The following is a 13,452-nucleotide window of genomic DNA, read 5'->3' as shown; positions in this document are numbered from 1 at the left end:
CACACTTTAAGAATCAGAAGCTTAGGCGTTTAAAATAAACTTACTTATCGGTTAACTCTGCTGAACTTTGGTACAGGGAAAGTTGATTTGTCACAATGCGTAAATGTTTCAGCTTTGAAATATTTTAGTGACTCGCCGTGGTGCATGTTACAGTTTTATGCACAAAAAAAGAGCGCCTAGTGGACGCTCTTTCAATCATAACTTTAGGACAAAAAGCGCTGGGTAAACGCCTTTTCGTTGTTGCCTATAACTGCTCGTTTAAGAAGGCGTTAAAGTCTGCCTGAAACGCAGATTTCAGCCGCATACACTGTTGAGACTCGTCCTGCATAATTTCGACACCGCGTGCCATTCCTTGATAGGTCTCACTAATTGGCGCGTAGAACGCATTGGCCATTTCTAAGTTTTCAGCCGAACAGGTTGTTGAAACAAATTCCGGCATTCTGCTTACATGGTAATCAGGCATTTTTGCTAGTAGCGCGTCTTTATTCTTGCTAAGCCACTCGTACAATAGCGTATGATCGTCTAAGTTACGTGCCACTCTCACCACCATATACATGGTATTTGCAGGCGTAATATCATCGGTAAGCGCTAAATCTAACATTTTAAAGACGGTCGCTTTGTCTTCAAAGTACATCGAATACACCAGCGTGCTTTTCACATTTGGCAACTGTGCTTTTTTAAAAGCCTCTACAATTGTATTAAACCATGTGCCCTGCTCGCCTTGTTCACTATTTCGCGTAGCAATTTCAATTGCTGTACCGGCAATACCGGAAGGAACACTGCTAGTATCTGCAAGGTACTGTTTCGCTATTTTAACGCTTTGTTCAACAAGTTGATCATTGTTCGAATGAGTACCCAGCAAGCTGTATAGCTGGTTACGCAGGCGGATAACATCTGCGTTATCCTGCTCACTTTGAGACAAGGTTAGCTTGTTTAACAAAGGCATATAATTTTGATTTAGAAGCTTCGCATATGCGGCTTTATTGTCTTCATTTACTAAATAACTAAACTCAGCTAACACGCCAACAGCCGCACGAATGACCGCAGGGTCATCATCTTTTGCCAAGCTATTAAGCACCTTCATCACGCTGTCTACACCTACTTGATCTGCGTTTAACAGCGCCTGGTAGTTGTATAGCACATTTTTCTTTTCACGCTTATTTAGCGCGTCAATGTTGTTTAGCAGTGCGTTTAGCTGAGCTGATTCAATTGACCAACGGAAGTAACCTGTTGCATTGTCATTAGGGTATACCCAGTCTGCTTCAGCAAGCTGAGGTAAAACTGTGGTTTCTTTATCAATAAAAACCACTTCGTTTAGTATTTTTCCGTTTGATTGATAAGTCAGCTTTAATGGAACTGCCCATGTCTTATCTTCCACGGTCGCGCCCGCAAGGTGAAAACGGGACTGGGTTAATTTGCCATCTTTTGAAATATGAATAAGTGGGTAGCCCGGCTGTTCCAAGTAGGCTTTCATCATGGCGCTTAAGTTGAAATCGGACACTTCATCTAGAGCGCGCCACAAATCGTCTGCTACGGTATTACCCCAAGCATGGGTATTCATGTAGTTTTGAACGCCTTCACGAAACTTTTCTGTACCAATTAGCGATTCAATCATTTGTAAAATTGATTCACCTTTTGAGTAGTTCAAGCCCAACCCATCCATCACATCTGGCTGACTTTTCACTACCTTTTTAACAGGTTTCACCGTGGGACTAGCATCTGCACCAAATGCTCCCTCTTGCACTATGCGATCGGCGTAGTTCAACTCTGGATACAAGGTTTTCATGGTATGACTTGCAGCCCAAGACGCAAACGCTTCGTTCAGCCATAGGTCATCCCACCACGCCATTGTTACCAAGTTGCCAAACCATTGGTGAGCAAGTTCATGCGCAATAACATTTAGCGGTCGTGAACGCTCCGTGACGCTTGGGTTATCTTCTAGCAGTAACAAACTATCGCGATAGGTAATTAAACCTACGTTTTCCATTGCACCGTGGGTAAAGTTGGGTACGGCAACAAAATCCATTTTTTTATAGGGGTACTTGATACCGAAAAAATCTTCTAGCGAGGCTAGGATTTCTGGGATGTGTTTGATAACAAATTTGGTTTTATCGGCATACCCTTTTGGAACGTATATTTTTCCTGGCACCGACAGCCCAGAAATTTCAGCACTATCAAAAGGCCCTACGGTATAAGCAATAAGATAAGTCGGCATGGGCTTAGTTTTTTCAAACACTACGGTTTTTATCCCGTTTTCCACTGTCACCTTTTCAACAGGTGTATTACCCACAATTTCCTGATGTTCAGGAGAACTGATGGTCATTTGATAAGGAATTTTGAAGTTTGGCTCATCAAAACTTGGAAACGCTTTTCGCGCATGCATATCTTCAAACTGGGTAAATATATAGTTGGTCTCTTCAAAACGTGACAGATACATGCCATCTGAAGACGTGTTCACTTTCCCTTCAAACGTAATCTCTAACGTATACTTCCCAGGCGCAATCTCATCTTGCGATTCGCCCCAATTGATGTCGTATTCTCCAATCGTAACATTTAGAGGAAAGCTGCTGCTTCCAGACACTAAACGCGCAGAAGTCACGGTCAAATCTTGCTGATAAAAGCCCACTTTCTTAGTTGGGGTTTTAACCGTTACATCAATATTCGTTTTTCCAGAATATGTAGGGTTATCAGGGTCTATATTTAAGTGAATACGTTGAAAAGTGGGAGCGATCGTTGACGGTAAGCGGTATTCAACATCAGCAAGTGTCTTTTTCGCGGGTGATACGACTGCAGGTGCAGTTTGCGCTTCTTGCGCCACTACTGCCGTTGTCGATAGCGATGTGAATGCAAAAACACTCGCAACCACACCGGCTAGTGTAGATAGTTGTTTCATTATGGTTTATCCATGTTATGGGAAGATCCCTATATTCATCCATGGGTAAGAATAAATATCAAAAAGGGCCTTAGCAATCTAAAGCCCTTTTGGCATTGGTTCAAATTGTTACTATTCATGTCAACCGCAAGAATTGTGCATTTCAGCGTACATTGACTCTGGCGATTTATCTTGTTTCTGCTTCGCTGCCTGCTGACAGCCAAATCAATTGAATAAGCCAGCAACTCTAGAAATGGTATCGTCGCAACTGCATTTGCATTTGCTTAACTTGCTGAACTAAGGCTTCACAGTTATCTACCACTTCTTTTGCATAGGTAGTATTGGCATTGCCCACCTGTTGAATACTGCTTACCCCTTTATTCACATCGTTAGCAACTTCTGTTTGTCCTTCAGCCATTGTGGCAGCGTCTTGGTTTAACGTTGTGATGCGTGCAACAGCGTCAAGCGCCTGCTTTAACGAATCGCCAGCATGTTTTGTGGTGTCCACGGTTTTATAGGCGGTTTCTTTATTTTGCTGCATTTTCTCAGAAGCCACGCGGCTACCTTGCTGAAGGCGTTCAATCATATTGCGAATTTCTTCCGTGGAAGACTGCGTTCTGCTTGCTAGCGAGCGGACTTCGTCAGCGACAACGGCAAAGCCACGTCCCTGCTCACCAGCGCGAGCCGCTTCAATAGCTGCATTGAGCGCAAGTAGATTCGTTTGCTCTGCGATATTCCTGATAACTTCCATTACACCGCTAATTTCTTCACTTGCCTGAGCCAACTCAGTGATAACCTGTACTGACGCGTCCACATCGCTTGCCTGAGACTGGATGTCTTTAATGGTTTGCGCCAGAACGCTTACGCTGTTTCGCGTATCTTGATCGGCAGCGTGTGCCGCTTCACTTGAACTGCGAATGGTTGACGACACCGTTTGTGCATTCTGCTGCATTAATGAAATGGCGTTATTAATTGACTCCGTTTCTCGGCTAAGTTGTGAAACGGTATCTTTGGATTGCAACGCTGTTGCATTTAACCTTTCTGACTTTGCTAGCATGTGGTCGGTGGCTTCGTCCACACTCTGCAACGTGTCTTGTAACTGGCTAAGAAGCCCATTAAACGCTCTTGCCATGGTGCCAAACTCGTCGCTTCTTGATGCCTGAAAACGGAACGTTAAATCTCCCTCACCAGAAGACAAGTTGTTTACTACCCCAATGAATTCTTCAAGTGGCTTGCCAACAATATACTTAACGAGCAACCAAATGGTGATCAAAATTCCCACGCTCGCCAATACGATTTTAAGTACAACAACCAACACAGAGCTTCGAACCATTGCCGATTTTTCTGACGTCGACGCCACTAATATAATATCGTAACCCCAAGGCGAAAACGGTACCACTTCTACAGCCCAGTCATCATTAGGCTGAAGGGCGTCGGCCACCTGCCGATCATTCACATGTGCGGAATGCATGCGAATGTTACCTTTTGCATCACGAAGGGCAACAAAGCCTTCTTTTAGCACGTGACTTTGCTTAATGGCTTGCTCTAATACGTTAAGGTCGGCTGAATATCCCACATACCAGATGCCCACAACGTCACCACTGCTGTTAAACATTGGCTCGTAACCTGTTAAATAAGGGCTACCCAAAATATCAACCGCACCGTAATACGCTTCCTGCTGATTAATCTTTTTGATCGCCTTGCCATCAGGGGCCAACTTAGTGCCAATCGCCCTCTCGCCATTTTTAATGACATTGGTACTCACGCGAATATAGTCGTCTCCTGTTTTACTAAAAAGCGTGGCTGTGCCTCCCATTACGCTTGTCAGGTTATCGACCAAATCGAATGTGTTGGCTTGCTCCGCATTGCCCAACCTTAGCTGCCGAGCCTGCGTATTTTTAACGGTAACAATATCGGTTTGATTAGGCTCACCGATTGCCTCACCTCGTTGTTTAAGCAACGCCATACTGCTTTTGACGCGTTCAAGCATGATAGAGTCAGTCACAGTAAGAATATTCACTAAACGATCGGCGGTGTTCTTCTTTTGCTCTTGAACAAGGGTTGAAACATTTGAGGAAGTGGTGATAACCGTTGCCACGGCAACAATTAAAGCGAACAAAGCGATAACAGCAGAAATAGAAAATAGAAACTTTCTTTGAATGGACATTTATCATCTCGATATGTAGACGTTTAATACAAAGCCATTCCGTTGCGCTTTCTAACCTCGGCCTTAAATTTTTTACCAAACAGCACAACGGCTTGAGGCAGCAATCCCTTTATATTAATTTAGGCAAAAATTACGTAAGAGCAAATTATCCAAACGTTTATATTTTAAAAAAGTTGTCCAATTAACAACCGATTATCAGTCTGTGCTACTTCATGGTCACCTTTGTGCCAACAATTTTCAGTGCCGGGGCACCTCGAATTAAGGCATTCCTTGCAAACTGTCCGTGACAAGAAGGACATATTCCTTCTTCATGAGTAAAGTCCTCAACTATTCTCTCTTTAAAGCATTTAACCAACGCGCCTTTGCCGCCTTTTCGATATTTAAATAGCTGGAATTTGCACTTGGAGCAATAAATTTGCACGGTTCTGACCGGCCCTTTTGCATTAGGTTTTGCCATAATTTCTCTTTGTACGTTTTAGGATCCTTCAAATTTCACCTTTTGTCGAAATGCGACAAATTGTAAATCTCGGTTATACTTTCGTGAGGGCGCGTCGCCCTTGGGTACAAACCACTAGCATGCTTGCCTCGATGTTAGCGAGTTAAGAACGAAGGTAATATCAATGAAGATAGTTGCAGCCCTGTGCTTTTTAATGTCTGCGCCGATTTATGCCGGTACAGCCGTGATAATAAATGCCAACAACAATTCTGGGATCGATATCGATACCGTCAAGAAAATATATTTGGGGAAAGTAAAAGCATTTCCCGATGGAAGTCGCGCAATTCCCCTTACCTTCGAACAAGGTAATAATATCAGAGACGCTTTTAATAATAATGTGCTTGGAAAATCTGAATCACAATACTCTGCATTCTGGTCGAAGCTTGTGTTTACTGGCAGAGGCACACCACCTGAAATGATAGCAACTGAGGATGAGATGTTAAATCTCGTCGCGACCAACCCCAATACCATAGGTTTTGTGGATGAAGGTAAAGTTGATGGCACGGTAAAAGTTGTTGGTACATTTTAGGGCCTGCTGTTGTTTAATATTCAGCAAAGACCAACAAGCCCTGGTTATTTAAACTAGGAACAATTGGCGACGCCTTGTCTAAATGCGTCGCCCTTTTTAGGCGTCTAGCTTCAATCAGGAAGTGTCGAAAGATAGTTAATGTTTGCAAAAGCCATTATGACATCTTTGGCGAAGTCGACCCTAGGATGACGAAGCGCTCCCTTTTTCCACACTAAATAAACATCATTTTCTGGGCCTGGCTTGCCCAGCGCGACCAATTCGCCTTTTGCAATACCTTCTTTACATAAGTAGTCAGGCAAAACGGAATAACCAATTCCCGCTTTGATAATACTACTTATTGCTCTTATATCGGGGCAAACAGCCGCGACAGGCGACTCACACGCGGCATTAAATACCTCCGAAAAGTATCGCCGAACAAGCGGTAACTGTTCATCATACGTCACTACTTTATGTTGGTTGAGTAGCGCTGCCGATATTTCTCTTTCTCCCAGCAACTTTCCCTGCACACGGTTCATCACTAAGATTAAACGCTCTTTATCCAACTTCTGATATTCATACATCGCGTCAGTTGGCTCAGAGGCGGTAATGGCAAGCTCCGCTACATCGTTCTCCAACAAATGATAAATATTACTTTTGTTGCCGGTATGGATCACTAAATTCACTTTATCGGCCTGAAGCAAGTTAGCGAGTGCCGGACCTGCCACCAGACTGAGGTACTCCGCAGGGCCTGCAAGGTGTAACGTGCCGTGATCGGTGGAAGCACGACTGCGAATAGAAGCCACTTTCTGCTCTAACGTATCAATGTGACTGGCGACCTGCAGCGCCAAGTCATCTGCGATAGCCGTTGGCTCAACGCCTCTCGCTTTTCTTACGAACAACTCTTTACCGACAATATTCTCCATGGCTTGTATGTGAGAAGTGACCGCTGGCTGAGACATATGAAGGCGAGCTGCAGCACGTGTAATGTTGCCGCTTCGATAAACTTCTACAAAGGTTTTTAACTGTGTTAAGTAAGACACAATCCCTACCCATCAGATTTTTGATGACTCATCACAATTTATCTGACTTCTCGATGTAAGCCAACCTCTCTAAGATACACGCACTTTCTAATGCGACAGGAGCTGCACATGAAATCAGCATCATCAATTTTATCGCTCGCCATTATTGCGGGTTTATCACAGTCGGCCTATGCGGCAGACGTTAAAGCTGCGAATACCAGTAAAGGCGAAATACTTGTACTACTTTCAAGTGAAAATGTAATGCAGCTTGCAGATGGCAAAACAGAGCCTACAGGCTATTACCTTAACGAGTTTGGGGTGCCGGCAAAAGCATTGGTAGACGCAGGCTACAAACTGGTATTGGCCACGCCAAAAGGCAATGCGCCATCTGTAGATAAAAAGTCAGTAATACCGCAATACTTTGATGGCGGCGAATCGCAAATGCGAGACATTCAAACGTTTGTAGCGTCAATAGAAGGCATTGATGACACGCTGTCATTGAGCGAAGTGATTGGACAAGGGCTGGAAGAGTTTGAAGGCGTATTCATTCCAGGCGGTCACGCACCGCTTATCGACCTGGCAAACAATCCTCAAGTGGGTGAAATTTTGTCTCACTTTCACAGTGAAGGAAAACCTACTGCCGCTATCTGCCATGGCCCAATCGCCTTACTTTCTGGGCAATCTAACCCGCAGGCATTTGAACTGGCATTGAAATCCGGTGAGCAAGCCTCATCTGAGAGTTGGATTTATGATGGCTACAAAATGACAATCTTCTCCACACCGGAAGAGGCCTATTTTGAAAGCACGTTAAACGACGCAACGTTATTGTACTACCCAGCAGACGCCATGGCGCAAGCGGGTGGCAAGATGGAATTCAAGGAAATGTGGGCGCCTAATGTAGTAGTAGACCGTGAGCTTATTACAGGCCAAAACCCGTTTTCTGATGAACTGTTAGCTGAAAAGCTTTTACAACAGTTAAATTCACAATCTAATTAAGGACAGGCAACACTATGCTTAATTTTACGTTTAAGAATCAAACCGAAATTTTGTTCGGCAAAGGGCAACTAAGTGAAGTGTCTTCACGTTTGCCGAAACAAGCAAAAGTCCTCTTCCTCTACGGTGGCGGCTCAATTAAGAAAAATGGTATTTACGATAAAGTAACGACTGCACTAGCAGGTGCTGAAGTTATTGAATTTCAGGGTGTTGAACCAAACCCAGAATTTGAAACACTGATGAAAGCTGTGAATGTCGCCCGTGAAAATGACGTGAACTTCATTCTTGCGGTTGGCGGTGGAAGTGTTATTGATGGCGCGAAATTTGTAGCTGCTGCCGTTAACTTTGCAGGCGATCCGTGGGACATACTTGTTAAAGGTGCAGCATTTGAAAATCCATTACCTATTGGCGCAGTACTTACTTTACCTGCGACAGGGTCTGAGAGTAACGGTAACTCGGTAGTAAACAGAAAAGAAACGTCGCAAAAACGCGCGTTTTCTTCTGAAACAGTTCAGCCTGTTTTTGCCGTACTTGATCCTGAGTTCACCTATTCACTTCCACCACGTCAAGTATCGAACGGCGTGGTTGATGCTTTTGTTCACGTGATTGAGCAATACCTTACCTACCCTGTAAACGCACCGCTTCAAGACCGCTTTGCAGAAGGAATTTTACAAACCTTAGTTCAAGAAGGTCCTAAAGCGTTAGCGACGCCTGAAGATTACGATGTGCGTGCAAACGTAATGTGGTCAGCAACAATGGCGCTTAACGGATTAATAGGTAAAGGTGTACCGCAAGACTGGGGCACACATATGATAGGTCACGAACTTACTGCGTTACACGGTTTAGATCACGCCGTGACCTTAGCAATTGTTCTACCGTCGTTAATGTTCGTGCAGCGTGACAAAAAGCAGGAAAAAATTCTGCAGCTAGGTGAGCGCGTGTTTGGCATTCAGGAAAATGACAAAGAAAAGGCCATCGACTTAACCATAAAAGCGGTTCAGGACTTTTTTGAAACTATGCAGGTTAAAACCCGCCTGTCAGACCACAACATTGAAAAGTCTGCCATTGATGGGCTAATCGAAAACCTTGAACGCAACGGCTTAACAGCGCTTGGCGAGCATGGTGACATCAACCTTGCTAAAGCCCGTGAAATTCTAACTCTTGCGGCATAACCCCTAGATTTTAAAGCACTCAGCCTTCGCTGAGTGCTTTTGTGTTTATTTAAAAAGAGAGAAATATGACTGCATTATTTGAACAATTTTCGTTAAAAGACGTGACGCTTCGCAATCGTATTGCTGTGCCTCCTATGTGCCAATACTCTGCAGAAGATGGGTTTACAAACCAGTGGCATGAAGCAAACTACCAGTCATTTGCCCGAGGCGGTGCTGGATTGGTTATCGTTGAGGCAACCGCCGTCTCGCCAGAAGGACGCATCACGCCAAATTGCTTAGGTATTTGGAAAGATGAACACGTTAGTGGCTTAAAAAATGTTGCTGATCGTATAAAAAGCCAAGGCGCTGTTGCTGGAATTCAAATTGCACATGCCGGGCGCAAAGCGAGTGCTAACCGCCCTTGGGAAGGCGATGACCACATTCAGCCAAGTGAAGAAAAAGGATGGCAGCCTATTGGACCTTCGGCAGAAGCCTTTGGGGCACACTTACCTGTTACGCCTACAGAAATGACCAAAGCCGATATTGAGCGCGTTAAGAGTGACTTTGTGAAAGGTGCCCAGCGCGCGCTTGAAGCTGGATTCGAGTGGCTTGAACTGCATTTTGCCCATGGTTATTTGGCTCAAAGCTTTTTCTCGAAGCACGCCAATAAGCGTACCGACGAATACGGCGGTGATGCGCAAGGCCGTGGTCGATTCTTACTTGAAACACTGAGCGCAGTGCGCGCGGTTTGGCCTGAAAACCTACCGCTTACCGTACGCTTTGGCGTTATCGAATACGATGGTGATGACGAACAGACGTTAAGCGAGTCTATCGAACTTGTAAAACAGTTCAAAGAAATTGGTACTGATTTCGTTAGCGTTAGCGTTGGCTTTAACACGCCTGATGCGAATATTCCTTGGGGCCCGGCTTTCCTTGCTCCAATTGCGAAAAAGGTACGTGATGAAGCCGGGATCCCGGTTGCTACAGCTTGGGGAGTAGACACACCAGAGCTCGCCAACGATACCATTGAAAACCAACAACTTGACGTTGTTATGGTAGGTAGAATGCATCTTACTAACCCACACTGGTCTTACTTTGCAGCGAAAAAGCTAGGCGTTGAAAAACCATCTTGGGTAATGCCTGCACCATATGCACACTGGTTGGAGCGTTACGCACCATCAGACGAAAGGTAGTTATTGACTTTACAGGCAGCAGTGCTTTCGAGCACTGCTGTGTTTTTCCTCGTCTTTTGCCAATAACGTATAACGTTGCGTCTCTGCACTTGCTTTTTTCCAAGTTAGGTTTAAGGTTGCTATAAACCTCCTTCAAGATTTGGAAGAATGCAGGTTAAAGATTTTTTTTCCTCATCAGCAAAGCTTGCTGATCTAACGTCACTCCGAAGGCGCCGTGTCATTCAAATAAGCGCGGTAACAGGCTTCGGGCTTTTCGCTTCGTCTCTGGTCGCGAGAGGCATAACTTTTGATATCTTTTTACTGGGCTTGTTCTCATTAATCGTCACTGGCTCGCTCGCATACAAGTATTACGTTACCACCAGCAGTTACCTACTTTTAGGCGCTATGTCGTCAATGCTGTTTGCCCTATCCGCAACAGGTGCAGGCGTATTTGATATCGCCATGATTGGCTACCCTGGCGTCATCATATTTGCGGCTTTATTAGGTGGAATTGCCCTATTTGGCACCGTTTTATCTTTAGTGCTTCTACAGTGCATTACGCTTACGTGGTTGATAATGCACGATGTGGTTACACCAAACCCGCCTATTTTGAGCTGGTCTCATGTGCTTTTCATCATGGTTATTTACGTTATTACGGGCTTCAGCGTTTTTATTTTGATACAGGATATTCGTCGGCTTATGCAGTCACTGCAGCAAGAGGTGTCTAAAGTTGAGCAAAATAGAGCACATATCCAGCACTTAGCACATCACGATCCGCTCACAAACTTGCCAAATAGGATTTTGGGCGAGCGACTTTTCAACGAAAAGCTACGCGAGAGTGAAGAAAAAGGGCTTCAGCTCGCGCTGCTGTTTATAGACTTAGACAACTTTAAACCCGTGAATGACGCTCTTGGCCATGCTGCGGGCGATCGGTTTCTTCAAAAAATATCTCAAACCATCACCGACCACCTATCCACAAAGCAAAGTTTAATACGCTTCGGTGGCGATGAGTTTATTGTGTTGGCGCCAGAAATATCAGACAAATCTGAAATCGATGACTTATGCAAGAACTTAATTACATGGTGTTCGAACGAATTCGAAGTGCTGCAAACCAAAGTGGTAGTATCGGGTTCAATTGGTGTAGCACAAGCGCCTTATGACGGAATTAAATTTAAACAGCTGTGCCGAAAAGCTGATATTGCCATGTACGAAGCGAAACGCAACGGTAGAAATAGATACGAATACTATGACGTTCGCTTTGACGAAGAAAACGATGAAAAATTCACACTTATTCAGCGTTTGCGCCCGGCTGTACAGGCCAATGAATTCGAGGTGTACTACCAACCGTTGATAGACCTTGCCTCTAACGAGGTTCAAGCAGTAGAGGCGCTTTTAAGATGGCCTCAGAAAGACGGATCAATGATATTCCCCGACAAGTTCATACCTTTAGCGGAAAGCAGTGGCCTGATCATCCCTCTTGGTGCGTGGGTGTTAAACCAGGCTTGTGAATTTTGCGCTAAACAGCATGAAAACGGTCATACAAATCTTACGGTTGCCGTAAACTTATCCTTCGCACAATTCAAAGATGGTACGCTCCCTGCGGTCGTTGAGCAGGCCTTGCAAAATTCACAATTAGCACCGCAATTTTTAGAGCTGGAGCTAACTGAAACCATACTCGCGGATGAAAATGGCACCACTGGCGAACAACTCGAAGCGATTAAATCGTTAGGCGTGCACTTTGCTATTGATGATTTTGGTACCGGTTACTCTAATTTAAATTATCTACAGACATTTAGCGCTCGCAAACTCAAAATAGACCGCATTTTTATCAACACCTTGGGCATTGGGGAAAACGACGCACCTTTAGTTGCAGCAATTATCAGCATTGCCGACAGCCTTGGCATGAAAGCGGTAGCTGAAGGTATTGAAAGTAAACCCGCTTTAGAAAAGCTAATAAAAATGGGATGTGACTTGGGGCAAGGCTATTATTGGAGCAAGCCACTCCCCGCGCCCGAGATAGAACGATTTTTAAGTAATCATCTAACAAAGTAACCACTTACACTAAAAATTCGGAAATGTTCCGTTGTGAAGGCACCGTTTTAGAAGCTCATGATATTTCAAACGGACATTTTCATGCCGATGGCTTAACGCAGCATTGGATTACTGAAAAAATAACAATCTGCCTAAATCGAAAAACGCTAAAACCCGTGATACGTCACAAACTCTTCGTTGTCTGCGCGAGTTGAGCGAACCTCGTTTGCAGCGAACTCTGGGTCTGGATAGCCCAAGGCTATGCAAATCATAATGGCCTCATCATCAGGGATGTTAGCGTGCTTGTGTACTACATCGGACTGCATAATGCCCTGACCATTGATAACACAACCAAGCCCTAAGTCCCATGCAGCTAGCACAATGCCATACGCCAGCGCCCCTAAACCAAACTGGGTGATCCCTGCTGGCTCTAAAGACTTGTCATAGGTAAGCACCAAAGAAACGGGTGCATCAAACTGCCTAAAGCCGCGCATCATCCAATCCATACGCTTTTCCTTGTCTTCTCGGGTTATTCCCATTACGTCAAACAGCTGTATGGCTACATCAATTTGACGCTGACGGTGAATCCCCTCGTAGTCCTCTTTGTAGGGAAAGTCTCGAACGTGCGGTTTACCTTCAAGTGTATTTTTGGTGTTGCCTTCACGAATTTTATCAAGCACGTCGCCTGTTACTGCATGAATTTTCCAGGTTTGCGTGTTATAGGACGATGGCGCCCACTTCGCTGCGTTGATAATCGCGTCTACTGTTTCCTTAGTAACAGGCTGTTTAGTGAACCCTCTAACACTCTTTCTTGATGCTGCAAACTCGGCAAAATTCATACACTTCCTTAAACGCGGTAATTGAACTTGTTAAGTTAGAGTAAACACGACGAGTTTGCTCTTCAATAGGTGGCAAACCTAATTCAGATTGTTTGTTTTTATAGATATATATAGAAGTTTGTAAACCCTTTCATTTAGCAGTGCGTAGCAAAAGCATGTCATGAGTCAGGCACACATGATGTTTATGGAAGTTTGGCTTTCAAA

The 13,452-nt window shown here is 44.5% G+C and carries 10 protein-coding genes; 5 read left to right on the top strand and 5 right to left on the bottom strand.

Annotated features, from left to right (window positions below; all coding sequences use genetic code 11):
• Positions 1-244: 244 nt before the first annotated feature.
• The 3 genes from BZA03_RS09960 to BZA03_RS09950 form a co-directional block, all read right to left on the bottom strand.
• Positions 245-2,893 carry a M1 family metallopeptidase gene (locus BZA03_RS09960; RefSeq protein WP_110288680.1) on the bottom strand — a complete coding sequence of 883 codons (2,649 nt, stop codon included), beginning with the start codon at positions 2,891-2,893 and terminating at the stop codon, positions 245-247.
• A gap of 226 nt (positions 2,894-3,119) precedes the next feature.
• Positions 3,120-5,039, bottom strand: a complete 1,920-nt coding sequence (locus tag BZA03_RS09955; RefSeq protein ID WP_110288679.1) for a Cache 3/Cache 2 fusion domain-containing protein — start codon at positions 5,037-5,039, stop codon at positions 3,120-3,122.
• 205 nt (positions 5,040-5,244) lie between these two features.
• Positions 5,245-5,496 carry a hypothetical protein gene (locus BZA03_RS09950; RefSeq protein WP_014949892.1) on the bottom strand — a complete coding sequence of 84 codons (252 nt, stop codon included), beginning with the start codon at positions 5,494-5,496 and terminating at the stop codon, positions 5,245-5,247.
• 163 nt (positions 5,497-5,659) lie between these two features.
• Between BZA03_RS09950 and BZA03_RS09945 the strand changes: the two genes are divergently transcribed.
• Positions 5,660-6,064, top strand: a complete 405-nt coding sequence (locus BZA03_RS09945) for a phosphate ABC transporter substrate-binding protein (RefSeq protein WP_014949893.1) — start codon at positions 5,660-5,662, stop codon at positions 6,062-6,064.
• Between the two features lie 110 nt (positions 6,065-6,174).
• Here BZA03_RS09945 and BZA03_RS09940 read toward each other — a convergent pair whose 3' ends face one another.
• Positions 6,175-7,083, bottom strand: a complete 909-nt coding sequence (locus BZA03_RS09940; protein WP_110288678.1) for a LysR family transcriptional regulator — start codon at positions 7,081-7,083, stop codon at positions 6,175-6,177.
• Between the two features lie 108 nt (positions 7,084-7,191).
• Here BZA03_RS09940 and BZA03_RS09935 point away from each other — a divergent pair, with 108 nt between their 5' ends.
• The 4 genes from BZA03_RS09935 to BZA03_RS09920 all read left to right on the top strand — a co-directional run bounded on the left by BZA03_RS09935 (position 7,192) and on the right by BZA03_RS09920 (position 12,430).
• Positions 7,192-8,058 (top strand): type 1 glutamine amidotransferase domain-containing protein, encoded by an 867-nt coding sequence (locus BZA03_RS09935; protein WP_110288677.1) that lies wholly within the window; start codon positions 7,192-7,194, stop codon positions 8,056-8,058.
• Between the two features lie 14 nt (positions 8,059-8,072).
• A complete protein-coding gene (locus tag BZA03_RS09930; RefSeq protein WP_110288676.1) occupies positions 8,073-9,227 on the top strand; it encodes an iron-containing alcohol dehydrogenase in 1,155 nt (384 codons plus the stop codon).
• 65 nt (positions 9,228-9,292) lie between these two features.
• Positions 9,293-10,399: an NADH:flavin oxidoreductase/NADH oxidase gene (locus BZA03_RS09925; protein WP_014949897.1), complete on the top strand. Its 1,107-nt coding sequence runs from the start codon at positions 9,293-9,295 to the stop codon at positions 10,397-10,399.
• A gap of 147 nt (positions 10,400-10,546) precedes the next feature.
• Positions 10,547-12,430 carry a bifunctional diguanylate cyclase/phosphodiesterase gene (locus BZA03_RS09920; protein WP_110288675.1) on the top strand — a complete coding sequence of 628 codons (1,884 nt, stop codon included), beginning with the start codon at positions 10,547-10,549 and terminating at the stop codon, positions 12,428-12,430.
• Between the two features lie 146 nt (positions 12,431-12,576).
• Here the strand turns inward: BZA03_RS09920 and BZA03_RS09915 are convergent, their stop codons facing one another.
• A complete protein-coding gene (locus BZA03_RS09915) occupies positions 12,577-13,248 on the bottom strand; it encodes a nitroreductase (protein ID WP_110288674.1) in 672 nt (223 codons plus the stop codon).
• Positions 13,249-13,452 lie beyond the last annotated feature (204 nt).

Origin of the sequence: Alteromonas sp. I10, assembly GCF_003201515.1 — a bacterium.
GTDB classification, from domain to species: Bacteria; Pseudomonadota; Gammaproteobacteria; order Enterobacterales; family Alteromonadaceae; genus Alteromonas; species Alteromonas macleodii.
Note: the sequence above shows the minus strand (reverse complement) of the source record. Positions and strands in the feature narration are given on the sequence as shown.